The organism is Streptomyces zagrosensis (assembly GCF_014203645.1).
Taxonomy (GTDB): domain Bacteria; phylum Actinomycetota; class Actinomycetes; order Streptomycetales; family Streptomycetaceae; genus Streptomyces; species Streptomyces zagrosensis.
In genome coordinates, this window is sequence record NZ_JACHJL010000018.1 from 1 (window position 1) to 23,033 (window position 23,033).

A 23,033-nucleotide genomic window follows, 5' to 3' on the forward strand; every position below is an offset into this window, starting at 1 on the left:
GAGGGCGATGTGTAGGGCGAACAGGCCGGCTTGGGCGTAGGTGGTGTGGTCAAGGAGATGGTCGGGTCCGCCGGTGAACACCACGTCCTTGAGGGAGTGCTCCAGGTGGGGGTCAAGGAGATCACAGACGTGGTCGAAGGTCTCGGCGTAGGTGGGGAAGCGTTCGTACAGTTCGCGGCCCATGCCGGGGCGTTGGCTGCCTTGGCCGCTGAAGAGGAACACCGTGTGCCCGGAGGTGGTGCTGACCGGTGTTTCGGGGTTGGTGACGCCAGGATGGTTTTCGCCGCGGGCTAGGGCCTCTAGTCCGGTCAGCAACTCGTCCCGGTTGCCTCCTACGACCACGGCCCGGTGGTCGAACAATGATCGTGACCTGAGCAGCGACCAGCCCACATCGACCGGCGACAACTCCGCATCTGCGGCGACCCGCGCGGCCAGCGCCCGCGCCTGCCCGCGCAACGCCTCAGCACTACGGGCCGACAGCAGCCACGGCACTACGCCACCTTGCGGTGGCGTGGACTCGCCGACCGACGCCGTGGCACCGTGCATGTCGCGCTGAGCCGCGGCTTCCGGGTGGGTAGCCGGCTGGTCGCCGGCCGTCGTGGCACGGGCCTGCTCTGCCTCGTTGGCCTCAGCTGTCTGATCGGCGTCGTTCTCGTCGATCGCCGACGTGGCAGCTGTCAACGGCGCCTGTTCCAGGATCACATGAGCGTTGGTCCCGCTGATGCCGAAGGACGAGACACCTGCCCGGCGCGGATGGTCCCCTTGCGGCCAATCGGTCGCCTCAGCCAGCAGCCGAATGTTGCCCGATGACCAATCCACGTGCGGGGTCGGCTCGTCGATGTGCAGCGATGCGGGCAACATCTGATGGTGCATCGCCATCACCATCTTGATCACACCGGCCGCGCCGGCGGCCATCTGCGAGTGCCCGATGTTGGACTTGATCGAGCCGAGCAGCAGCGGCTGTTCGTCGGGTCGCTCCTGGCCGTACGTGGCGAGCAGCGCCTGTGCCTCGATGGGATCGCCCAGCGCGGTGCCGGTGCCGTGCGCTTCAACGGCGTCCACCTCGGACGCGGACAGCCGGGCGTTGGCCAGCGCCTGTCGGATGACGCGCTGCTGAGCGGGGCCGTTCGGTGCGGTCAGGCCGTTGCTGGCCCCGTCCTGGTTGACCGCGGTGCCACGGATCACGGCGAGCACCTGATGCCCGTTGCGCCGGGCGTCCGACAACCGCTCCAGGAGGAGTACACCGACGCCCTCGGCCATCGAGATGCCGTCTGCGTTCACCGAAAACGGCTTGGACCGGCCATCCGGTGCGAGACCGCGCAGCTCGCTGAAGCCGATGAAGGGTGCCGTGGACGACATGACGGCGGCCCCGCCGGCCAGCGCCATATCGCACTCGCCCTGCCGGATCGCCTGGCACGCCAGGTGCATGGCCACCAGCGACGAGGAGCACGCGGTGTCCACCGTGACGGCCGCACCCTCCAGGCCCAGGGTGTACGCGACGCGCCCGGAGACCACGCTGGCGGAGTTGCCGATGGTGAAGTAGCCGGCCGAGCCCTCGGGGACCTGGGACTCGTCGGAGCAATAGTCGAGGTGGTCGCAGCCGATGAAGGTGCCGGTCTGGGTGCCGCGTAGCGACTCCGGGTTGATCCCGGCGTGCTCGATGGCCTCCCACGATGCCTCAAGCGCCAGCCGCTGCTGCGGCGCCATGCCCAGTGCCTCACGCGGGCTGATGCCGAAGAAGGCGGCGTCGAACCCGGCGGCGTCGTCCAGGAAGCCGCCCTCGCGCGCGTAGCTGGTGCCCAGGTGCTCCGGGTCGGGGTCGTAGAAGGAGTCCAGGTCCCAGTTGCGGTCGGTCGGCACCTCAGAAATGGCGTCCCGGCCCGCTGCCACCAACTCCCACAGATCCCCGGGAGATTGCACGCCTCCGGGGAATCGGCACGCCATGCCCACGATCGCCACGGGTTCATGACCTGCCGACTCGACCTCCTTGAGGCGACGCTGAGTCTGCCGCAGGTCCGCCGTGACGCGCTTGAGGTAGTCGAGAAGCTTTTCTTCATTGTTCGCCATTGGCGGCGTACCCACTTCCCTCGGCGGTCACCGGCGACCTCGTGCCTTTTACTGAACACAACGGGTGCCCGGCGCGAACGGCTTATGTGGAAGGGAAGGATGGCTTCGCCCATTCCAAAGGGGGATCGTGCTGGGCGTCGTTCGCGGGCCCCGCCTGGTGCCAGCGTCGTGGACGCCCCTAAAGTCGATCTAATCCCGGCTCGCTGGCGCTATTTCGCGTTGCTCGGGAAGCCGGGCCGGCCGGTAATCGACGGGGCCGGCCCCACCGAACCGGCTCCACCGAGTAGGACCCATGTCGAGTAGGGCGCAACGCCACTAACCGGCCCGGCCGATAGGGCGGCCGGGCCGGTGTGCGAGCCAGAATGTGTCGTACGGTGTGACGGTTACTTACGGCGGCAGTCGTAACTACCCGTCAAAACCGTTCCATCGGAGAACGTCATCCGCTGTTCGTTGGTGAAGTGATTCTTGTTCACCACCTGATAGTCGTCCCGAAGATCGATCGGGACGCCCGTGGTCTCCCCGGTGGGGCTGGGCTTCACCACCTGACTGAGCCGGCCCGTGAATACCAGATGCCCGTCCTTCCAGGGACCAGCGGCGTAGTTTGCGCTGCTTCCCCAGTTGTCGTGGTACTGGTTGATGAATTTCTTTGCCACCGGGTCCCAGCCGAAGGTTGCCCGGCCCACCACGTCACCGGGCTGCATCGTGGCGTCGGTGTAGTAGTAGTGCCCGCCCATGGCGCGCTTCGTGGTCATCGTCATCGTCGCCGGCTTGGAGCCGGGCGGCGGCGCGTAGTCACAGGTGAAGGTGCCGAGCAGGAAGTCAAGACCCCGCACCTGCGGGGGCGCGGGCAGCGTGCGCGGCTTCTTGGGCTGGGAGTGCTGCGACTGGGCGGCGGCCTCACTCTTATTGGCGGTCTCGGCGCCGACCGGGCCCACGGCCAGCAGGGCCAGGCCAACGGCTGCCGCGCTCGTTATGCCGATGGGGACGCGACGCCTCCACAGCGCACGGGCCAGCCGGCGCTCTTGCCCTTCTGGTTTCTCGGTATCCACACTCAACTCCAGCGATGTTCGGGCATTGACCTGCGGCGAAGGCCGCTGGTGACCCACCGGCCCGGGTGGCGATGCGGTAGTTACGGGCGTTGGGCCCGCGGTGGGCTTGGGCGGCCCGAACGGCCGTGGGAACCACCATCTGCGCCGGGTGGGCATGTGGCGACCATCGTTCGGGTCATCGCTAAAGGTGCGCTAAGGCGTGGCGTGAAACGCTCGCTGCGTCGGGCTTCCCGCAGCGTCCTCAGCTGACGTCGGAGCCACCGAGGCCGCGAGATCAGGTTTGCGAACCGGGTACCGCAACCGCTATTTCGGCTTCGCTGTGGAGTTTCTCCGCTACATTCCCGTTCGCGGCGGATGCGTCGTTCGCGATGGGCGCGCCCGCACGCCCGTTCTTTGACGGGCCTGCGGCGGATCTTCGGTGAACGTAGCACCTACCCGCTTCCGCTCCAGGGCCTTTTCGGACACTGAAGGCGCCTTAGCTCAGCTTTAGCCGCGTCGTTCATCATGAAGCCGGACGCGGAGTCGGTGACCTCAGTGCTGGCTGGTTGTTTTTCTGGCAGCGTTCCCGACATAAAGGCGTTCGTGACAAGAGGGCGTTCGCGAACAAGAAGACGTTCGTGGGCAAGAAGGTATGTGTGACAAGGAGGATGGCGATGGGCGAGTCTGACGGAGTTGGGAAGTCTCCTCTCACGAGTCTTTCGAGCAATTGGCCCGCGGTGGCTAAGTATTTCGATCAAGCGCCCACCTCGAAAGAGATGATGGGCTGGATCGAGAACATCTACCAGCAGGGCATCCGTCGGGCCGGTTATCCCGCCGATAGCTGGATCGAGGAGTGGGCTGCCGAGCAGTTCCGCGACACCGGACTCGAAGACGTCCGGCTTGAGCCGCTCAACACCCCCATCTGGCGGCCGAAGTCGGCGCACTTCGAAATCTGGCCCACCGGCCAGCCCGACCAGGCCATCCGCTTCACCGGCCTCGCCCTGCCGTACTCGACCCCCACCGAGGGCACCGAGGGGCGGCTGGCACGCATGGAGGACGGCGAGGTGAGCGGCGGCATCGCCGTCCAGGAGATCACCTTCTCGCAGGTGCCGCAATCGCAACTGGCCGAGCGGGCCACCGACTTGTACGACCCGGAGGGCGTGCTGCCCGACCTGGTCCAAATGGTGCCCTTCGACCTGCCGCACGTGCTCGACTTCGATGTGGCCGCCAAGAACGGCGCCACGGCCTACGTCGGCTTGCTCACCGGCGTGCCGTGGGAGACCAGCGACTTCTACTGGCCCTATGACGCCGAGCGCCGGCCCATCCCCGGCATCTGGCTGAGTGGCAACGACGGCCGCAAGGTTCGTGAGTTGATGGCCTCCGGCGCGTGCGAGGGTCGCATCGTCTCCGATGCCACGCTCACCGAGGAGACCACCCACAACGTCATCGGCACCCTGCCCGGCGCCTCCGACCACTGGGTGATCATCGGCTCGCACCACGACGGCCCGTGGGCCTCGGCGGTCGAGGACGCGTCCGGTGTGTCGCTCGTCCTCGCGCAGGCCAAGTTCTGGGCATCGGTGCCGCAGGAACTACGCCCGCACAACATGCTTTTCCTGTTGACCTCCGGCCATATGGCGGGAGCCGCCGGCACCCAGGCGTTCATTGCGGACCACCAGGACCTGTTCCCGCAGGTCGTCCTGGAGATGCACCTGGAGCACGTCGCCCGCCGCGCCGACGTGATCGATGGCGAGGTCGTGCCCAGCGACGACCCCGAGGTGCGCTGGTGGTTCGCCACCCAGGCCCCCGCGCTGGAGAACCTGGTCCTCGACTCGCTCGCCGCGGAGGACATCAAGCGCTCCTGGCTGCTGTCACCGACCGCACTGGCCCCGAACCCGGCCACGGACGGTGCGTACTTCTACTACACCGGCGTGCCCCTCGTGCAGTACATCTGCACGCCGATCTATATCTTCGACCCGCGTGACACGCCCGACAAGGTCGATGAGCCAAGCCTGGTCCCGCTCTCCAAGGCGGCGGCTCGCATCATCGCCGGTACCGTCGGCTGCGACCCGGACACGCTACGCATCCCGCTGGCGGGCGACGAAGCCGCGGCCAGCGCCGCAGTACCGGAGTCCTAACCACCCGATCCCGCACGGACGGCCCGCGCGGGGCCGCTGGATGCCCCGCGCGTGGCGCGGCGACGGCTACGGTTCTCGGGTGCGACTGCTACTGATGTCCGACACCCACCTGCCCCGGCGCGCCAAGGTGCTGCCGCCCCAACTGCTCGCCGAAGTACCGCGCGCCGATGTCGTCATCCACGCGGGGGACTGGGTCGATACGGCGACGCTTGACCTGCTGGAGAGTCGGGCCCAGCGGTTGATCGGCGTCTACGGCAACAACGATGGCCCCCCGTTGCGCGCCCGGCTGCCCGAGGTGGCCTCGGTGGAACTGGGCGGGTTGCGCTTCGGCGTGGTGCACGAGACCGGGCCCGCGCAGGGCCGTGAGCGCCGCTGCGCCGCACGGTTCCCCGACCTTGACGTCCTGGTCTTCGGGCACAGCCACATTCCCTGGGACAGCGTGAGCGAAGACGGCCGGCTGCGGCTGCTCAACCCAGGCTCGCCGACCGACCGGCGGCGGCAGCCGTACTGCACCTATCTGACGGCGGACGTGGAGGCCGGCCACCTCACCGGCGTGGAAGTGCACCGACTGCCTCGCCATCGATGAGCGTCCGTTGGCCTACGCCACGAAGCTGGCCCACGAAGGAGCGGGGCGGCGCTCGCGCCCCCGGGGGTCTGGTGGGCGCGAGCGCCGCGATCCGTGTGCGCTGCCGTGGGTCAGCCGGTCACGGTGATCTGGGATGCCGAGTCGGTCACATCGGTGACGTTGTAGGCGACATTGAACGTCGAGCTGGTGGAACTGGTCGGGCAGCCGAAGCCGCCGATCACCTTGATGGGCACCGACGCGTTGGTGAAGGCGAGCTTGGAGGGCGCGCCGTTGGTCCACGAGCCGGAGACCGACGCCTCGCCGGTGGGTGCGGCGGTGACCGTGCACGAGGCCAGGCCGCTGGTCTTCAGGACGAAGCCGCTGGTCGGCATGGTGAGGTTGGCGCTCACCGCGTTCCCGTGCTGTACCGAGATGCCCCAGGTTCCGCTGGTGGTGATGCTTGCGCTGACCCCGGGCATGCTGGAGGTGCAGGAACTGTACGTCGGCGGGTTGAGCGGACCGCCGACCGGCCCGGCGGAGTTGCTGTTGGCAGGGGCCGCCGGAACCTGGTTGTTGGCGTTGCTGCCCACCGGGCTGTTGGGCTGCGAGGTGGAGACGGAGCACGTCACCGTCACGGACCCGGCCTTGAAGGTGGCCTTCCCGGAGAGGGTGGCCTTGAAGTAGTGCCCGGCCGGGCTCACCGTTGTGGGGCCTGCCGCGGCGGTGGACTGGGCGGTTGCCGTACCGGTGAGGGACAGAGCGGCGACGCTGGCGAGCCCGGCGCCCGCCGCTATGACGGCGCGCAGTGGCAAGGACTGGGACATCGTGTGACTCCTTGAGTGGGAGGAATGGATGCCATTCGTGGGTGGCATCGTTCGGATGGACTGCGGACTGCGGACTGCGGACTGCGGATGCGGTTCGGGGGTGCGGGGGTTCGGGGGATTCAGGGGTGCGGCGGTTCTACGGTGCTGAGCCGGCTGCCTGCCCGCGGGCGCTGGCCGCACCCTCGCCCGGGTAGTGCTCCGAGAGTTCGGTGTGCGGTGCGCTCGCGGCGTCTGCTGTGTGTTCGGTGTGTTCTGTGTGCTCGGTGTGTTCAGCCCCCGGCGAGGTGGTTTCGATGGGAGCCGTTGGGGGATTCGCCTGCTCCCGCGGTGGCAGGGGCTGCCAGGCGAAGATGAGGCTGCCGCCGATCACGCCGGCGATGGTGCCGATGAAGAAGCCACCGAGGTTGGAGAGGATCAAGGCGCCCGCCGCGACCATGACGGCGAGTACACCCGCGAGCCCCCGGTAGTAGGGCGCGAACCAGGCGCTGAGGCCCATCACGATCAGGACCAGCCCCATCAGCACCGATACGACGCCGGTGACGCCCTGGAGGACCATGACCTTCAACGGCGCCAGCGGTATCGCGGCCATTTCCGCTCCTGCGAAGACGGTGGTCAGCCCGCCCCAAAATGGTCTGCCCTTGCGCCACCGCCGGAAGCTCAGAAGCATTCCTTCTTGCCCTTGCTGATCTTCATGCTCAGTCCGTTGAGCTTGAAGCTGCCCGCGGTAGTGGCCCAAGCGACCGTGCGGAGCTTGGCGATGTGAATGTCATCGGCCTGCTGCGCGAACGCGTCCTGCATGCCCTGGGCACCATCGGGCCCCTTATCGACGGTGGAAGCGTCCCGACCGATCTCGATGTTGTTGAAGCTCGCATCACCTGCGATGTCGGTGGCGTCCATGTACAGGTCAGTGGCCTGCACCGGCTTGGAGCCCGTGCCTGCTGACAGCTTCAGCGAGATGTTGCCGATGACCGGCAGCTTGGTGACGACCGACTGGCACAGGTTCCTGAGCTCGGCTTTCTTGATGGCCGTCACCGCCACAGGCAGCAGGTCACCGCGGGCATTGGCATCCACGCTGCCGTACTGGGCGAAGCCGTCTCCCTTGAGGTCGTCGGCGGCCACCTTGAACTGCTGGCCGGAGACGGCGAACGACGCGGCGAGCGCACCGTTGGCCAAAGCGACGGCCAAGGCGGCCGTCGCGGCGAAGCCAGGTACGGAGAGCACGGCGAATCTACGCCATCTCACTCGTCCTATTACATGTATGCCTTGCTCATCTCTCATCGTGATATATCCCCTTCGCAGAGCAGGGTGGTGCGTGCTGGGGTGCGGGTGAGGATTCGGGTGTGCGGTGGCGTGAGCGGCTCAGCTTGACGCCCCACATGAATGACCCGTGCATGCCAACCTGGGTTGGCTTACTTGAGAGTAAGTTCGGCCAGTGGGCACTGGCAAGATGCCGGGCGGCCTGCTTTTCGTGAGTTTCGACGGTGGAGGTCAAGGCCGCCTACGCGAGCGGCGGAGGGGTCCAACGGGCAGCGACCGCAGCGTCGTTCGCGTACGCCAACCGAGCGCGCGGTGCGGTGTGCTCAGCGTTTGGCGAAGGTGAGAACCGCGACGAGCGTGCGGGGCTGACGGGCCGAGACGTATAGACACGGGGCGCGGTGGTCGGGTCCTTGATCTCGATGCGTAGCGCGGTCGGGACGTGGCTGCGAAGGAACATCAGCGCGGGCGTCGGCGCGGCGGGTACGCCAAGCCAGTGCCTCCTCCCGATCCAAGATCTCCGGCATTCCCAGCACATCGATCGGCAACCGGATCGAGCCCACCGTGAGGGAGGCGCCCACTGGCGGCGGGGCGGCGCGCCGGGGCCCGATGGTTGCACGGTGCTGGTGTGTGGCTGGGGCGCATGATGGAAGGGGCGGGACTCGCCGAAGGCGAGCACGCCAGCACCCGGCAGTACACCGTGGAGGAAGCATGAGCGACGAGATGGCGGATGACGTCTACCAGCCCACGGGGACCAACGAGGAGCAAGAGGACGCCGCCCCGCTGGACCCGCAGGACACCCTGAACGAGCGGGGCTATGACGAGATCCTCGACGAGGGTTACTCGCCGCCGGAGAAGCCGCTGGGTGTCAACAAGATCGGCGTCACGGCCGAGGAGCAAAACCGCGGCGAAACGCTGGATGAGCGGCTGGCCCAGGAGGTCCCCGACGTCGCCGTGCCGGAGGGCGATGGCAGGGGAGACGTGCCCGGTGGCGAAGGGGAGCTGATCGACGGCGAGGTGGGTACCGATCGCGCGGGCCGTATCGTCGCGCCCGACGAGGGTGCCCACCCCGACACCACCAAGGACCTGGTCGCCCGCGACGTCGGCATCGACGGTGGCGCCGCCGGGGCCGAGGAGGCGGCCGTGCACGTGACGCAAGAGCCGGAAGAGTTCGTGGACGAAAACCCTGACACCGAGCTTGACCAGCGCTGACCGGCCTGGGCACTTCGGGTAGCTGGCCAGCCCGTACGCCCGCCGGTGGAGCTCCTGCGCTTGCTGGAGCGAGCCACGCCCCCGTGGCCCCGCGCACCCCGTACGCCCTGCGCGACCCGTACGCCCCGCGCACCCCGTAGGCCCCGCGCGCCCCCGTACGCCCCGCAGACGAGCAGCACGACGGGATGTGTGCGGCGACAACGCGCGTGCCAGGTAACGCTGTTACCGTGCGCAGGGCACGCCCTGGTCCGCATACCGCTGGCCCTGCGCGTACGCCCCGCAGGCGACCGCGGTGCGTGGGCCCTGGGGCGTCAGCCGCAAGACGACCAGGGTCTTGTCCCGCGGCGGCGCGTTGCTCCCGGGGGCGTAGCTGACCGTTCCGGTAGCGCCTTCGAAGGCGATCCCGGACCTGAGCGCGGTGCTCACCGCGCTCATGCCGACGCTGGTGTCGGCCCTGGCCAAGTCCACGGCCTGCGACAGGACGTGCAAAGCGTCGTAGGCGACGGCCGCCTGACCATCGTTGCGCCACGGGTCTCTGCCCTTTTGGCCCGCGACGAACTGGTTGTAGGTAGCGACGAATTGCTTGGTCTTGCGGCTCGCCCGGTCATCGGCGTCCGGTAGTCGGTGTGCCGAGTAGTACAGCCGCAGCCAACTCTTCCCCTCGAACTCGCCAGTCTGAGCCACATTGGTCAACTCGTTGCCGGCCAACACGGTGATGGCCTCATGGTTGCAGGAGTTGCGTGCGTCCAAGGCGTTGACGAAGGCGGTGAAGTCCCGGGTGCGGGCCGCCCAATAAACGACGGTCGGGCTCTTCGTATTCAGCGTCTCGCACACCTTGGCGGCGAGGTCACTCGGTCGGGAGTATCCAAAGACGCCGGATGTGGCGTTACTGAAGTCGCCGTCCTGTGAAAAGTTGAGCAGTTCGGCCGCGCCGTCCGCGCCGATCCCTCCCGCGCCGTTGGCGAAGCCGTCGATGAACTGGCCGGCCAAACTGCGGCTGTAAAGGTCATCGGAGCTCTGCACCACGATCGCGCGCCGGGCCGGCGTGCATCCGTCGCCGCTGGGCCGTGCCACCAATCGCTGATAGCGGGCGAAGGAGGCGGTGATCCTCGCCTCGGTGCTGTTGACCGGAGTGAGGGGCCAGTAGTAGTCACCGACCTGCATCTCATCGGCGGTCGCCGTGGTTCCCACGGCCGGTATCCGCGCCTCGGCGAGGATACGCAGGGCCTGTCGGGTGACATCGCGGCTCTGGGCATAGCCCAGCACACCGACGATTTCCCGGGCGCCGGTGCGGTTCCCGGCGCGCACCTCCTGCACCAGCTTTTTGGCCTCCTCGGGGGCGTGGACGAAGCCGCGGCCGGTGTTGCGCACCTCCACTCGAAGTGGGACGCGTGAGTCATCGGAGAACGCCTCGTCGTTGAGCCGCCGCTGCCAGAGCACAATGCCCCGCAACTCCGGCACGATCCCGTCGAACAACGTCTGGGTCCTGCTTTCCGGGCCGGCGGAGGTGAAATAGACGACGGTGCGTACCGTCTTGCCGCGCTTGGCGAGATCCTCGGCCCGGCTGTTTTGTGCATCGATGGCCTTACGCACCGTCTCGTACCACTCCAGCGGATGGACGTCCGGCGGCTGGGAGTGCTGCGGGACGGTGGCGTCCCCAACCACGCACGTACTGTCTGTTGGGGGTGCGAGCCACCCATCGCTGACGATGAGGCTGACAGCCAGCGAGCTTGCCAGCAACGAACTCCCCGTCACCAAAGCCGTTTGCACGCGCCAATCCAGCAGGTAGCCACGGGGCGCACGGCTGCCGATGGGCAGGCCGCGCTGAGTGAGCGACTCCTCCCGTAGACCGACCAGGATCGGATGCTCGGCTCCTTCGCGCAGCCCCTGTCCGGCCTTGGAGAAGCCGCTTTGCTGCGGATTGCCGAGTGCGCTGAGCAGCGCATCGGAGAAGTGGCCCACGGCGATCACCAAGGGCCCCGGCGAAGGGATATCGGCCCGAGCCCGGTAGTACGAGGTCAAGAAGCGCTCCGCGGCCCGGGCACCCGGTTCACCCGGATAGGGGACCTGGATGAGCACCACCGGGCGGGCCGTGCGCCGTCGCCGCTTGGGCAGCAGCCCGCCGACCTGGGGCCGGGACAGATCGGCCAGCAAGGCGAGGGCCAGCAGATGATCAAGGACGGCCAGGGCTTGTTCGCGCTGTTGCGGGGTTGCGGTGGGTTCGAGCCGGATGGCCTGCCGCCCGGCCACCGCGTTCATTACCGGGAAAAGGCCCTCCCGGCTGCGAGTGACGTTGAGTTCGGCACCGAGCCAGCCCTGCCGGCCGCCTGAGCCCGGGCGCGCCCCGCGGATCAGCCGCCGGGTCACTCGGCGGGCCCACCACCAGCGCGGCAGCGTACGGGTGAAGGAGAGCCAGAAGGTTTGCAGCATCCAAGCCCAGAGCCCGCCGCCACCGGGGCTCGCCGTGCCACCGAGCGACCACAGGGCCTTGGGCAATCCGCCGCGGGCTACCCGGCACTGGTAGGCGTAGTCCCGTAGGGCGATCGCGTCCTGCACGGGCCCGGGCAGCGGCCCGGCGCTCGCGCCCGTGGCCTGCGGGTCCGAGGCGCTTGCTCCCTGACTCCCTTGGTCTGCCTGGCCCCCCTGGACTCCCGTGCCCGAGGTGCCGGCTGCGGATGGCGCGGCGCCACGCGCCTGGATGGCGGACACCAGGTCGCGCATGAGATCGGAGTCGGGGAACCGATCGGGTGTCATATGGCGGGGGACGCCGAAGGCGAGACTTTGACTCACGTCAGCCGCGACGAGGCCGTCGTCCCTGGTCGGCTCCACCGCGGCGTAGGGGACGCGCTTTCCGCCTTCCTCCCGTAGCGGCTCCCGCAGCGCGGCCACCACCCGCTGGGTCCGTGCACGGTAGGTCTCCGGCGCCGGTGAGCCCGGGGCCTCGGCCGGTAACCGCAGCAACAGCAAGGGCGCCCGGATGGCGAGATATCGCCGATCGGCGGGTGCGATGGCCCCCGGGTACTCGCGGGCGAAGTCATCCGCCCCTGCATCGTCGGGAAAGGTCGTTTCGGCCATGAGCGGTCCCCCCGCGCACCTGAATAGGCCAAGCAAAAGAAGAATTCTCAGGCTACACCTGACACTCGGGGAGGGGCCCGGCTTTCATCCGATGCGCCCTTGAGGGGAACGCCAGTTCGCGTTTCCTTCTCGACGCCTTGGCCTACCAATGGGCCGCCGGCGGCAGGCGATGGAGGTGCGGCCGTCAATTTCGATCACCATGCCGCATTCCGGATAGGGAAAGGTGATCAATGGCGGGGGCGGTTACGTCGGATTTCTTTCTTACTGTCGCGCCAGGAAGGGCCCAGGATGCCTTTCTGGAGTCGTTGGGAAAAGCGTAGGTGGGGGCGGTCGGTGCGGCCGGTGGCCGCTGCTTCGGGGCGCCGACTACCGCCGTATAGCGGGGCGCGAAATCGATGACGGGCCATGGGCGGCTGGGCGAGTTTCGGGCATTCCGGGCGGAGCGCGGCGGTGCGCAGTGGATCGCGAACGGAGGCCGGCACGGGCGGCACTGCGGGATGGGCCCCGATGACGGCACCCGGCTGGGCCCGGCCGCAGCCCAGCCGAGGTCCGGCAGCGGCCGATGCGTGTTGCTCACTGCGGAAGGGGCAACCCCGTGTAGTTGTCCGCCAGATCGGCTGCGGCGTGCGGCGACGAGGCGAAGCGGGCCAGCTGCGAGAGTTGGAGGCGGGTGTCGAACGGGGAGTGGGCCGGATCGGTGTGCAGGGTGGTGGTCATGAGGTGGGAGAAGTGCTCGGCCCGCCACACCCGGCGCAGACAGGTGTCGGAGTAGGCGTCCAGCAACTGTGTCGAGCCGGTGTCGCGCTGCCGGATCAGGGCACGAGCCAGGACCGTCACATCGGCCGCGGCCAGGTTCAGGCCCTTGGCCCCGGTGGGCGGAACGATGTGCGCAGCGTCGCCCGCCAGGAACACGCGGCCGTATCGCATGGGCTCCGTCACATGGCTACGCATCGGCAACACGGCCTTGGAGGTGACCTGACCCCGCTCCAGCTTCCAGCCCGGGTCCTCGTCCAAGGCGAACCGGGCATCCAACTCATCCCAGATGCGCTCATCCGGCCAGTCGGCGAGGTCGGTGTCGCACGGAACCTGGAGGTAGAGCCGGCTGACGCTGGAAGAGCGCACGCTCGCCAGGGCGAATCCGCGCTCGGAGTGGGCGTAGACCAACTCGTCGTACACCGGCGGCGCCTCGGCCAAAATGCCGAGCCAGGAGTACGGATAGGTGCGCTCATAGGAGGTGCGTACGGTCGCGGGTATGGCCTCGCGCGCCACTCCGTGGAAGCCGTCGCAGCCCACCACGTAGTCGCAGTGCAGGGTCTTGTCCTGGTCGTCGTGCCGGAAGTGGATGACTGGCTGGTCGGTATCGGCGCCATCGACGGCCCGTACCTCCGCGGTGAACAGCAGCGGACCGCCACCGGCCAGGCGCAGTGCGATCAGATCCTTGACCACCTCGGTTTGGGCGTATACCAACACCCCGCGCCCGCCCGTGAGCGAGGGGAAGTCCATGCGATGGGCGCGGCGGCCAAAGCGCAACTCGATGCCGTGGTGCACCAGGCCCTCGCGGTCCATGCGCTCGCCCGCGCCGGCGGCCCGCAGCGTGTCCACGGTCGGCTGCTCCAAGATGCCGGCCCGCTGGCGCTGTTCGACGTAGGAGCGGTCGCGGCTCTCCAGTACGACGTTGTCGATGCCCGCGTTGTCCAGCAACCGAGCCAGCAGCAGGCCGGCGGGGCCGCCGCCGATAATGCCGACGGTGGTACGCATCAGTGGTTCTCCTTGTCGCCGCCGAAAGATTCCGCATCGGATTCTGCGGGCCCGGCGGGGCGTGGGCCAGCGGGTGGGGCATGATCGCCGGGCCCGTGGTGCTCGCTGAGTACGCGGTCGGCCACCGCGAAGGCGGAGTTGGCGGCCGGTACGCCGCAGTACACGGCGGTCTGTAGCAGCACCTCGCCGATCTGTGTTGGGGACAGGCCGTTGCGCAGGGCCGCCCGAACGTGCATGGCCAACTCCTGCTCATGGCCCCCCGCGACCAGGGCGGTGAGCGTGATGCAGCTGCGGGTGCGGCGGTCCAGCACGTCGCTGGTCCAGATTTCGCCCCACGCGTACCGGGTGATGAAGTCCTGGAACCGCGCCGTGAAGGCGGTGGTGCGGGCCACGGCGCGGTCCACGTGCGCGTCCCCGAGCACCGCACGGCGTACGGCCATGGCGGTGGCACGGGAAAACCCGTCGGACCCATCGGGCTCCTGCGTCCCAACGTCCCTTCCTAGCGCGCTCTCTGACGTCTCATCAGATACAGCCGACTCGTCAGGTTCACCAGGTGCACCAAATTCACCAAGGCCGTCAGCAGCAAGGTGCGCTCGCAGCGCGGTCAGTACCGCCTGGGGCCGTTCCACGCACGCCAGATGGCCGGCGCGGGCGATCTCGACGAGGTGGGCGTCCGCGATGCCGTCCGCGAGTGCACGGGCATGCGCTGGCGGCGTCGCAGCGTCGTCACGGCCGCCGATGACCAGGGTCGGAGCGGTGATACGCGCCAGGTCGGCCCGCAGGTCGAGGCCGGCGATGACCTCGCAACACGCCGCGTACCCCTCGGGGTCAACCGTCTCGTGGTCGGCCACCAGGTCCGCCACGGCCCGGTTGCCGCTGGCCGCGAAGCCGGGCGTGAACCAGCGATCGGGGGCACCGGCGGCCAGTGCGGCGATGCCATCGGCGCGTACGGCTTGGGCCCGCTGCCGCCAGGGCTCGGGTTCGCCGAACCGGGCCGAGGTGCAGAGCAGGCTCAGCGAGGTGACGCGCTGCGGATGGTGGGCGGCGAGCCAGCTGCCGACCGCGCCGCCGAGCGAGACGCCCGCGTACGCGAAGGAAGCCGCGCCGAGCGCATCGGCCAGGGCGATGACCTGGCTACCCAGCTCCGCGATGGTCGCCCCGGCCGGCAGCAGCTCGGCCGGCGAACCGCCGTGGCCCGGCAGGTCCCAGCGGATCACCCGGTGCGTACGAGCCAGGGCGGGCACCTGGCGGTCCCACAGGGACAGCGAGGTGCCGAGCGAGGGCCCGAGGATGAGTACGGGAGCGTCCGCCGGGCCTTCGGCGCGGTGGTGGAGAAGAAGTGTCATGGTGAGTCCTGCCGGGGGTGCGAAGGGCGGGGAGCACGCCCAAGGGCGCGGTCGGTGAGGGCACCGGCAGAGCCGAGATGGCCGACCGGGTCGGTGAGTTCGCGCAGCCGTGGTTCGGGAAGCACACCGGCCAACTGCGGCTCGGCGCGCAGCGCGTCAGCCAGTTCGATGCCCTGCTCGGTTGCTCGGCGCGACACCCGAGCCAGCAGCGTCTTGGCCCGGTCACGGCCGATGACCGCACCGAGTTCGGCGGCCAGCCGTTCGGTGAGCAGCAGGCCACCGGTCACGGCGAGATTGTCGCGCATCCGGTCCGGATGAACCACCAAACCAGCGCAGAGCTCGGCCGCCGTGTGGGCAGCCCCGCCGGTCAGCCGCAGCGCGTCGCGCAGCGGCTGCCATTCGGCGTGCCACGGCCCCGCCGGGCGCTCATCGGGCGCGGCCAGTGACCCGAAGAGCACCATCGCCAGCGCGGGCACCTGGCGGGCCACGGAGGAGATCAGTGTGGCGCGTACCGGATTCGCCTTGTGCGGCATGGCCGACGAGCCGCCCCCCGAGCCCTCGCTGACCTCGGCGATCTCCGTACGCGACAGGACCAGCACATCCTCGGCGATCTTGCCGAGCGCGCCCGCGGACACGGCGAGTGCCGCGCCGATATCGGCGATCGGCGTACGCAGCACATGCCATGGCAACTCGGGCGCGACCAGGCCGAGTTCGCTGGCATAGGCGGTGGTCAACGCCAGCCCCACATCACCGCCCGAGCCTGCGGTGGTGCCACTGGCGTACGCATGGAAGGCGGCGAGGGTGCCGGCCGCGCCACCGAGCTGCACCGGCAGCGCGGCTCGTACGCGCGTGATGCGCTCGTATGCGTCCAAGACCAGGGCGCGCCACCCGGCGGCCTTGAGCCCGAAGGTGGTGGGCACCGCGTGCTGGGTGAGGGTGCGGCCGGCGAGCGGGGTGTCGCGGTGCCTGGCCGCCAGGGGGCCAAGGGCCTCGGCGGCGCGCTGGAGGTCGGCGGCGATCAGGTCAAGGGCCCGGGCTGTGACCAGCATGCAGGCCGTGTCCACGATGTCCTGGCTGGTGGGCCCGCGGTGTACGTACTCGGCGTCCTCGGCCGCGACCGTGGCCACCGCGCGAGTGAGATCGGCGACCAGCGGGATGACCGGATTGCCGCCTGCCCCCGCCCGGGCGGCGAGGGAGGCGAGGTCGAACCGGTCGGCGCGGGCCGCGGCGGTGACGGTGCGCGCCGCACTTTCGGGGGCCAGGCCAACGGTGGCTTGTGCGCGGGTCAGCGCCGCCTCCGCGTCGAGCATCGCCTGTAGATACGCGTAATCGGCGGTGGCCACTTCGGTGGGGCTCGCGGCCCGCACCGGGGCCAACAGTCCGACGTCGAGATGCTCGGCGCGGTAGGGGCCGGCGGTGCTCGCGGCGCCAGACAGGCTGCTGCCGGACAGGCCGCCGCCGGGCCGCTGGTGAGCGGCCCCCTCGGCGTCGGGCTCGTGGGAGTCAGCGGTCGAAGTCAAGGAAGACCGTCTCCTTTTCCCCCTGTAGATGGATGTCGAAGTGGTAGACCCCCTCGCCCTCGCCCCCGGCGAGCAGCGTCGCCCGGCGGTCGGCGGGCAGTGCGTCGAGCAGTGCGTCGGCGGGCGGCTCGGCCAGATACACCCGGGTGTACAGATGGTGCATCAGCCCGCGGGCGAACAGACACACCGACAGATACGGGGTGGCGGCGGGCGGCCCCAGCGTACGCAGCGTCCAGTGCCCGTCCGCGTCGGTTGGCACCCGGGCGAAGCCGGTGAAGTGGACGCCGTCGCGGCCGAGGAACCCGCCGGTGACCGGGTCGCGGCGCAACGAGCCGGGGTGGCCGGTGAGGGAGCCGTCCGGGGCGGCCTGCCAGAACTCAAGCAAGGCGTCGGGCACCGGCACCCCGGCCCCGTCCCGCACCACGCCGTGCACCGTCACCGCGCCGGGGTGAGCGGCCGGCGCGGGGCTGCCGCCGGCTGGGAAGGGCAGCGCGTACCCATAGAACGGGCCGACGGTCTGGGAGGGAGTGGGACGCGGCATCAGGAGCCCTCCTCGGGGTCGGGAAGCGTGGCGGCAGGGCCGTCGAGCACGATGTTCCAGCGGTAGCCAAGCGACCACTCGGGGACGGACAGTGCGTGGTCGTAGCTGGCGACCAGCCGCTCCCGCGCGGCCGGCTCGGTGACCGACTGCAAGATCGGGTCGTAGGGGAACAGGGGATCGCCGGGGAAGTACATCTGCGTCACCAAACGCTGCGTGAAGGCCGTACCGAACAGCGAGAAGTGGATGTGTGCGGGCCGCCAGGCATTGTCGTGGTTGCGCCAGGGGTAGGCCCCGGGCTTGATGGTGGTGAACCGGTACCCGCCCTGGTCGTCGGTCAGGCAGCGGCCGACGCCGGTGAAGTGCGGGTCCAGCGGCGCGGGGTGCTGGTCGCGCTGGTGCGCGTACCGGCCGGAGGCGTTGGCCTGCCACACCTCCACCAACTGGCCCCGCACGGGCCGACCAGCCCGGTCGGTGATCCGGCCCGATACGGTGATCCGCTCGCCGAGCGGCTCTCCCAGATGCTGCCGGGTGAGGTCGGCGTCGAGGTCGGTGACGTCGGTGACCCCGAAGACGGGGCCGTGCAGTTCAGCGGCCTCGGGGTCCTCCACTCGCACCAGCGGTTGCCGGGGGTGGCGCAGGACGCTGCTGCGGTAGGGGGCGAAGTTGCGCGGCGGGTGGTCGAGCGGGGCGGCACCTGCGGTCACGGCCTCGGCCGCGCGCGCGTGGGCGGCGCTGATCTCCGCGCTGATCTCCCGCTGCGTTGGGACGACGGGCTGCGGGGCCGGCAACTGCGGTGTGGGAGCGGCGGGTTCGCTGCTCTTGCGCTGGGGCGTCAGGGATGCGTGAGACATGGGTGGCGGATCACCTCTCCAAAACGAGGGCCAGGCCCTGGCCGACGCCGATACACAGCGCGGCCAGGCCGGTACCGGAGCCCGCGGCGGCGAGCTGGTGGGCGACGGCGCCGGTGATACGGGCCCCGGACGCGCCGAGCGGATGCCCGATCGCCAGGGCGCCGCCGCGCGGGTTGACGATGGCCGGGTCCAGGTCGGGCCACTGGCCAAGGCAGGCGAGCGCTTGGGCGGCGAACGCCTCGTTGAGCTCGACGGTACGTAGTTCGCCGGCGCTACGGGCGGCCTTGTGCAGCGCGCGCTGCACGGCCGTGACCGGGCCGATGCCGAACCACTGCGGCTCCACGCCGGTGACGGCCGACGCGGCGAGCCGGGCCAACGGTTCGCGGCCGGTGGCGCGCAGCCCGTCCTCGTCGGTGAGCAACAGCGCCGCGGCGCCGTCGTTGAGCGGCGAAGAGTTGCCCGCGGTCACGGTGCCGTCCGGGCGAAAGACGGGCCCCAGTTTCGCCAGCGCCGCGAGGCTGGAGTCGGCGCGGATGGTCTCGTCCCGAGCCAGCTCCACCCCCTCCACGGGGACCACCTCGGCGTCGTACTGACCCTCTTGCCAGGCGCGTGCCGCCTTCTCGTGGCTGGCAAGCGCGAACGCATCTTGCGCGGCGCGGTCGATGCCATAGCGGTCGGCAACCAGCTCGGCACCCTCACCGAGGGCGACCGTCCACTCCTTGGGCAGCTGCGGATTGACCATCCGCCACCCCAGCGTCGTGGAATACAACTCCTGGTGCCCGGCGGGGAAGCCGCGAGCGGGCTTGGGCAGCACCCACGGGGCGCGGCTCATCGACTCGACACCGCCTGCCACCGCGATCGACGCGTCACCGACCGCGATGGCACGAGCGGCCTGGATGACGGCTTCCATGCCGGACCCGCACAGCCGGTTGACGGTGGTGCCCGGCACCGTGACCGGCAGGCCGGCCAGCAGTACGGCCATGCGGGCCACGTCCCGGTTCTCTTCCCCGGCGCCGTTGGCGTTGCCGAAGAACACATCGTCGATCCGGGCCGGGTCCAAATCCGTGGAGCGGCCGACAAGGGCGCGCAGTACCCCGGCGGCAAGGTCGTCAGGGCGTACGCCGGACAAGGCGCCGCCGTACTTGCCGATGGGCGTGCGTACGGCATCGACGATGTAGACAGCGCGCAGACGATCACTCATGTCAACTCCTGGTACGGACGGCCGACCAGCAAGCCCCGGCGTCGGCGGGTGGCGGGGTGTGCGGGTGGCCGGTCATGCGGTGGCGGTGGGGATGCGGACGGGCGCGGCCGTGTGCTGCTGGATGTCCGCGGGCGTGATGCCAGGGGCGCACTCCACGAGGAGCAGACCCGCGTCGGTCACATCGAGGACGCCCAGGTCGGTGATGATGCGGTGGACGCACCCCGCGCCGGTCAACGGCAGCGTGCAGCGCTCGACGATCTTCGGTGAGCCGTCCTTGGCGGTGTGGTCGGTCAGGGCGATGACCCGGCGGGCCCCGTGCACCAGGTCCATGGCGCCGCCCATGCCCTTGACTAGCTTGCCGGGCACCGACCAGTTGGCCAGATCGCCGGTGGCCGACACCTGCATGGCGCCCAGCACGGCGACATCGATATGTCCGCCGCGGATCATTCCGAAGGAGAGCGCGGAGTCGAAGAACGCGGCACCCGGCAAGACGGTGACCGTCTCCTTGCCTGCGTTGACCAGGTCGGGGTCCACGTCGTCGGGCGCCGGGTAGGGGCCCACGCCCAAGATGCCGTTCTCCGAATGGATGACCACATCCACGCCGGCCGGAAGCAGGCCGGGTATCAGTGTGGGCAGCCCGATTCCCAGGTTCACATACGCCCCGTCGGTCAGCTCGGCGGCTGCCCGGGCGGCCATCTCTTCGCGCGTCCAGGCCATCGGCCTCACACCGTCCCTCGTGTCACCGGCGCCGATGTCGTGCGCCGTTCGATGCCCTTGGCCGCGGCCTGCTCAGGCGTCAGCTCCACCACGCGCTGGACGAACACGCCGGGCACGTGGACCGCGTCCGGGTCCAGCTCACCGGGCTCGACCAACTCTTCCACCTCGGCGATCGTCACTCGGCCGGCCATCGCTGCCAGCGGATTGAAGTTACGGGCGGCGCGGTGAAAGACCAGATTGCCGTGCCGATCGCCCTTGGCGGCCCGCACCAGCGCGAAGTCCGTGGTGATGGCGCGCTCCATGACGTAGGCGCGCCCGTCGAACTCGCGGACCTCCTTGGCGGGCGACGGCTTGGCCACCTCCGCGGCCCCTGCCCCAGCAGCGTTCAGCCCTGCTTCGGCGGCGGCCTTCGGTGCGTAGCGCCAGGGCAGCCCCCCATCGGCGACCTGGGTACCGACGCCGGCGGGGGTGTAGAAGGCGGGGATGCCGCAGCCGCCGGCGCGCAGCCGCTCGGCGAGCGTCCCCTGGGGCACCAGCTCCACCTCCAGCTCACCGCCGAGGTACTGGCGGGCGAACTCCCGGTTGTCCCCGATGTAGGAGCCGGTGACCCGGGCGATCCGGCCCGCGGCGAGGAGGATGCCAAGGCCCCCGCCGTCCACGCCGCAGTTGTTGGAGACCACGCTCAGCCCGCCGACGCCGCGTGCGTGTACCGCCTCGATCAGTACGTTCGGCACGCCGCTGAGCCCGAATCCGCCAACGGCCAGCGAGGCGTGCTCCGGGAGGTCATCGACCGCCTCCGCGGCGGTCGCTCTGACTTTGTCCATGCAGGGGGTTCCTTGTCCCGAGCTGACGCCGCGCGGAGGGTTGCCTGGGCGGCGCCACACCGCTACGTTCGCCAGATGAACTAAAGTTCATTGATGTGCCCATAGTTTGCGTTCCCCCGGCACATGTGTCAACGCCCCGCCGCCCCCAGGCGACCACACCGCGACTACGCTCCGCTACCGCACCCCCGCCGTCGTCCGCCCGCCGCCCGGGCGCTCATGGCGGCCATGAGATCCGCACGGAGAGCCCGATGCCAGCCCTGCACCCCGCTAGCCCGCCTGGTCAGCCCGACCCGCCTGGTCAGCCCGCCCCGCCCGGTCCGCCCGGTCCGGCGGGTCTCACACCACCCGCCGAGGCAGTCGGCCCGCTCATGCGCGGCATCGCCGTGCTCCGCGCGATCAGCGACGCGGGTGGCCGCATCAGCCTCAGCGACCTGGTCCGCGGCACCGGGCTCGCCCGCTCCACCACCGACCGCGTCGTCGCCACGCTGGCCCGCATGGACTATCTGCGCCTGGACCAGTACACCGCCGTGCTCGCTCCACGCCTGATGGAGCTCGGCAACGCCTACCTGGCCGCGCTCGGGCTGCCTGGCCCGCTCGGGCCACTGGCCGAACACCTCGCGGAGGAACTGGACGAGTCGGTCTCCCTCGCCGTTCCGGACGGCGACGGAATCCGCTTCGTCCACCAGACCACTCGCCGGCGCGCCATGTCGCTCACCTTCCGCATCGGCGATCTGCTGCCCGTCGAACGCACCGCCCCGGGGCCGCTGTTCGCCGCCGAATGGTCCGCCGAGCAGTGGGCGCACTGGCACGAGCGCCGGGCAACCAATGACGGCAACGACGCGTTCTCGTCCGTACTCCCATCCGCGCCACAGGCACCCGCACACGGGGGCCGTCACGGGGATGGCCTGGCCTTCGAGGAGCGCGCGGCACAGGCGGGCCGGCGCGGCTGGGCCGAGGACGACCAGCGAATTGAGCCCGGCCTGATCGCCCTTGGCCTGCTCGTACGCGCCCCGGACGGGCGGCCCGCCTGCGCACTGAGCGTGGTCAGCCACACCAGCAGGCACAGCGCCGTATCCCTGCGCCGCTCGGTGCTGCCCCGCGCGCGCGAGACGGTGGGCGCCATGGAGCGCACGCTGCGACAGGCAGCTCCCGTACTGTCCGTGCCCGCCGCCGGGCTCGCCGACTGGACCAACGCCTCCAAGCAGGAACTCGGAGCCGAATTCGTGGAGTCCCTCGCGCGCGGGCTGACCGTGCTGACCGCCTTCGACGAAGGCAGGGCCGAACTCCCGCTGACCGCCATCGCCTCGGCCACGGGCCTGGCCCGGGCCACCGCGCGGCGCGCGCTGATCACCTTGGCACACCTCGGCTACGTCACCTCGGCAGGCGGCACCTTCCGCCTCACCCCACGGGTGCTGGCCCTTGGCTATCCGCCGCTCTCCCGCACGACCCTCCCCGACATCGTCGCGCCCCATCTGGCCTCGCTCGTTCAGCGCCTGCACGACTCGGCTTCGCTGGCCGTCCTGGACGGCGACGACATCCGATATACGGCGCGGGTCGCCACCAGCCGCGTCATGAGCGTCAACATCACCTTGGGCACGCGCTTTCCCGCGTACGCGACGTCCATGGGACGCGTCCTGCTCGCCGATCTCCCAGCCGCCGACCGCGCCGCCCGGCTCGCCCGCGCCCAGCCACAGGCCCTGACCCCGCACACCATCACCCGCCCGGTGGACCTGGCCGCGGTGCTCGCGAGCGTGGAGCGGTCGGGATACGCCCTGGTGGACGAGGAGTTGGAGGAGGGACTGCGCTCCGTGGCCGTGCCCGTACGCGATCGGGATGGGCGGGCGGTGGCCGCGGTCAACGTGGCCATGCACACCAGCCGCCGCACCCTTGACGAGTGCCTCACCGAGGCCCTTCCCGCACTGCGCACCACCGCCGAACGCATCGAGGCCGACCTGCACATCGCCGAGCGCTTCCTGCGCATCCCCACCATCTGAACGCGGTACGGACCGGTTGCCTGCGCCGCGGTCTGGGCGCAGTGCGTACCCGGCGCGATGGAGCGAACCCGCGCCGGGTTCACCGCAGGCCAAGTCGGGCCCCACACAGGCCAAGACGTAT

The 23,033-nt window shown here is 70.0% G+C and carries 18 protein-coding genes and 1 pseudogene; 4 read left to right on the top strand and 15 right to left on the bottom strand.

Annotated features, from left to right (window positions below; translation table 11 throughout):
• Together FHS42_RS27555 and FHS42_RS27560 are read right to left on the bottom strand one after the other, a co-directional pair.
• Window positions 1-2,064: pseudogene (locus tag FHS42_RS27555) on the bottom strand (type I polyketide synthase); the annotation flags it as partial.
• A gap of 386 nt (window positions 2,065-2,450) precedes the next feature.
• Window positions 2,451-3,116 carry a DUF1579 family protein gene (locus FHS42_RS27560; protein WP_312867061.1) on the bottom strand — a complete coding sequence of 222 codons (666 nt, stop codon included), beginning with the start codon at window positions 3,114-3,116 and terminating at the stop codon, window positions 2,451-2,453.
• Window positions 3,117-3,832: 716 nt separating this feature from the next.
• Between FHS42_RS27560 and FHS42_RS27565 the strand changes: the two genes are divergently transcribed.
• Both FHS42_RS27565 and FHS42_RS27570 read left to right on the top strand, forming a co-directional pair.
• Window positions 3,833-5,230 (top strand): M28 family peptidase, encoded by a 1,398-nt coding sequence (locus tag FHS42_RS27565; protein ID WP_312867062.1) that lies wholly within the window; start codon window positions 3,833-3,835, stop codon window positions 5,228-5,230.
• 79 nt (window positions 5,231-5,309) lie between these two features.
• A complete protein-coding gene (locus FHS42_RS27570) occupies window positions 5,310-5,816 on the top strand; it encodes a metallophosphoesterase family protein (RefSeq protein WP_184576634.1) in 507 nt (168 codons plus the stop codon).
• Window positions 5,817-5,926: 110 nt separating this feature from the next.
• Here the strand turns inward: FHS42_RS27570 and FHS42_RS27575 are convergent, their stop codons facing one another.
• The 4 genes from FHS42_RS27575 to FHS42_RS39205 all read right to left on the bottom strand — a co-directional run bounded on the left by FHS42_RS27575 (window position 5,927) and on the right by FHS42_RS39205 (window position 8,586).
• On the bottom strand, window positions 5,927-6,619 hold the full coding sequence (locus FHS42_RS27575; RefSeq protein ID WP_184576636.1) for a hypothetical protein: 693 nt from the start codon (window positions 6,617-6,619) through the stop codon (window positions 5,927-5,929).
• Between the two features lie 136 nt (window positions 6,620-6,755).
• A complete protein-coding gene (locus FHS42_RS36335; RefSeq protein ID WP_221476942.1) occupies window positions 6,756-7,286 on the bottom strand; it encodes a DUF6114 domain-containing protein in 531 nt (176 codons plus the stop codon).
• On the bottom strand, window positions 7,277-7,897 hold the full coding sequence (locus FHS42_RS27585) for a DUF6230 family protein (protein WP_184576638.1): 621 nt from the start codon (window positions 7,895-7,897) through the stop codon (window positions 7,277-7,279). The genes FHS42_RS36335 and FHS42_RS27585 overlap by 10 nt, the downstream gene beginning before the upstream one ends.
• 302 nt (window positions 7,898-8,199) lie before the next feature.
• Window positions 8,200-8,586 carry a DUF3093 family protein gene (locus FHS42_RS39205; protein ID WP_376772716.1) on the bottom strand — a complete coding sequence of 129 codons (387 nt, stop codon included), beginning with the start codon at window positions 8,584-8,586 and terminating at the stop codon, window positions 8,200-8,202.
• On the opposite strand from FHS42_RS39205, the gene FHS42_RS27595 reads away from it, so the two are divergent.
• Window positions 8,585-9,085 carry a DUF5709 domain-containing protein gene (locus tag FHS42_RS27595; RefSeq protein WP_184576643.1) on the top strand — a complete coding sequence of 167 codons (501 nt, stop codon included), beginning with the start codon at window positions 8,585-8,587 and terminating at the stop codon, window positions 9,083-9,085. The two genes, FHS42_RS39205 and FHS42_RS27595, sit on opposite strands and share 2 nt — an antisense overlap.
• Window positions 9,086-9,307: 222 nt before the next feature.
• Here FHS42_RS27595 and FHS42_RS27600 read toward each other — a convergent pair whose 3' ends face one another.
• The 9 genes from FHS42_RS27600 to FHS42_RS27640 form a co-directional block, all read right to left on the bottom strand.
• Window positions 9,308-12,160: a type 1 periplasmic-binding domain-containing protein gene (locus tag FHS42_RS27600; protein WP_184576645.1), complete on the bottom strand. Its 2,853-nt coding sequence runs from the start codon at window positions 12,158-12,160 to the stop codon at window positions 9,308-9,310.
• A gap of 573 nt (window positions 12,161-12,733) precedes the next feature.
• Complete coding sequence (locus FHS42_RS27605) at window positions 12,734-13,918, bottom strand: 4-hydroxybenzoate 3-monooxygenase (protein WP_184576647.1); 1,185 nt, start codon at window positions 13,916-13,918, stop codon at window positions 12,734-12,736.
• A complete protein-coding gene (gene pcaDC, locus FHS42_RS27610; protein ID WP_184576649.1) occupies window positions 13,918-15,264 on the bottom strand; it encodes a bifunctional 3-oxoadipate enol-lactonase/4-carboxymuconolactone decarboxylase PcaDC in 1,347 nt (448 codons plus the stop codon). The genes FHS42_RS27605 and pcaDC overlap by 1 nt, the downstream gene beginning before the upstream one ends.
• The gene (gene pcaB, locus FHS42_RS27615; RefSeq protein WP_246495510.1) at window positions 15,261-16,700 is read right to left on the bottom strand and encodes a 3-carboxy-cis,cis-muconate cycloisomerase; all 1,440 of its coding nucleotides are present in this window, start codon (window positions 16,698-16,700) and stop codon (window positions 15,261-15,263) included. Before pcaB ends, pcaDC begins: the two co-directional genes overlap by 4 nt.
• Before the next feature lie 67 nt (window positions 16,701-16,767).
• Window positions 16,768-17,325, bottom strand: a complete 558-nt coding sequence (pcaG, locus tag FHS42_RS27620) for a protocatechuate 3,4-dioxygenase subunit alpha (protein WP_221476944.1) — start codon at window positions 17,323-17,325, stop codon at window positions 16,768-16,770.
• Window positions 17,325-18,176: a protocatechuate 3,4-dioxygenase subunit beta gene (gene pcaH, locus FHS42_RS27625; RefSeq protein ID WP_184576651.1), complete on the bottom strand. Its 852-nt coding sequence runs from the start codon at window positions 18,174-18,176 to the stop codon at window positions 17,325-17,327. Before pcaH ends, pcaG begins: the two co-directional genes overlap by 1 nt.
• A gap of 10 nt (window positions 18,177-18,186) precedes the next feature.
• A complete protein-coding gene (locus tag FHS42_RS27630; RefSeq protein WP_184576653.1) occupies window positions 18,187-19,377 on the bottom strand; it encodes a thiolase family protein in 1,191 nt (396 codons plus the stop codon).
• A gap of 72 nt (window positions 19,378-19,449) precedes the next feature.
• Window positions 19,450-20,094: a 3-oxoacid CoA-transferase subunit B gene (locus FHS42_RS27635; RefSeq protein ID WP_184576655.1), complete on the bottom strand. Its 645-nt coding sequence runs from the start codon at window positions 20,092-20,094 to the stop codon at window positions 19,450-19,452.
• Between the two features lie 5 nt (window positions 20,095-20,099).
• Complete coding sequence (locus FHS42_RS27640; RefSeq protein ID WP_184576657.1) at window positions 20,100-20,918, bottom strand: CoA transferase subunit A; 819 nt, start codon at window positions 20,916-20,918, stop codon at window positions 20,100-20,102.
• 248 nt (window positions 20,919-21,166) lie between these two features.
• Between FHS42_RS27640 and FHS42_RS27645 the strand changes: the two genes are divergently transcribed.
• The gene (locus tag FHS42_RS27645; RefSeq protein ID WP_184576659.1) at window positions 21,167-22,912 is read left to right on the top strand and encodes an IclR family transcriptional regulator domain-containing protein; all 1,746 of its coding nucleotides are present in this window, start codon (window positions 21,167-21,169) and stop codon (window positions 22,910-22,912) included.
• The last annotated feature ends 121 nt before the right edge of the window (window positions 22,913-23,033 follow it).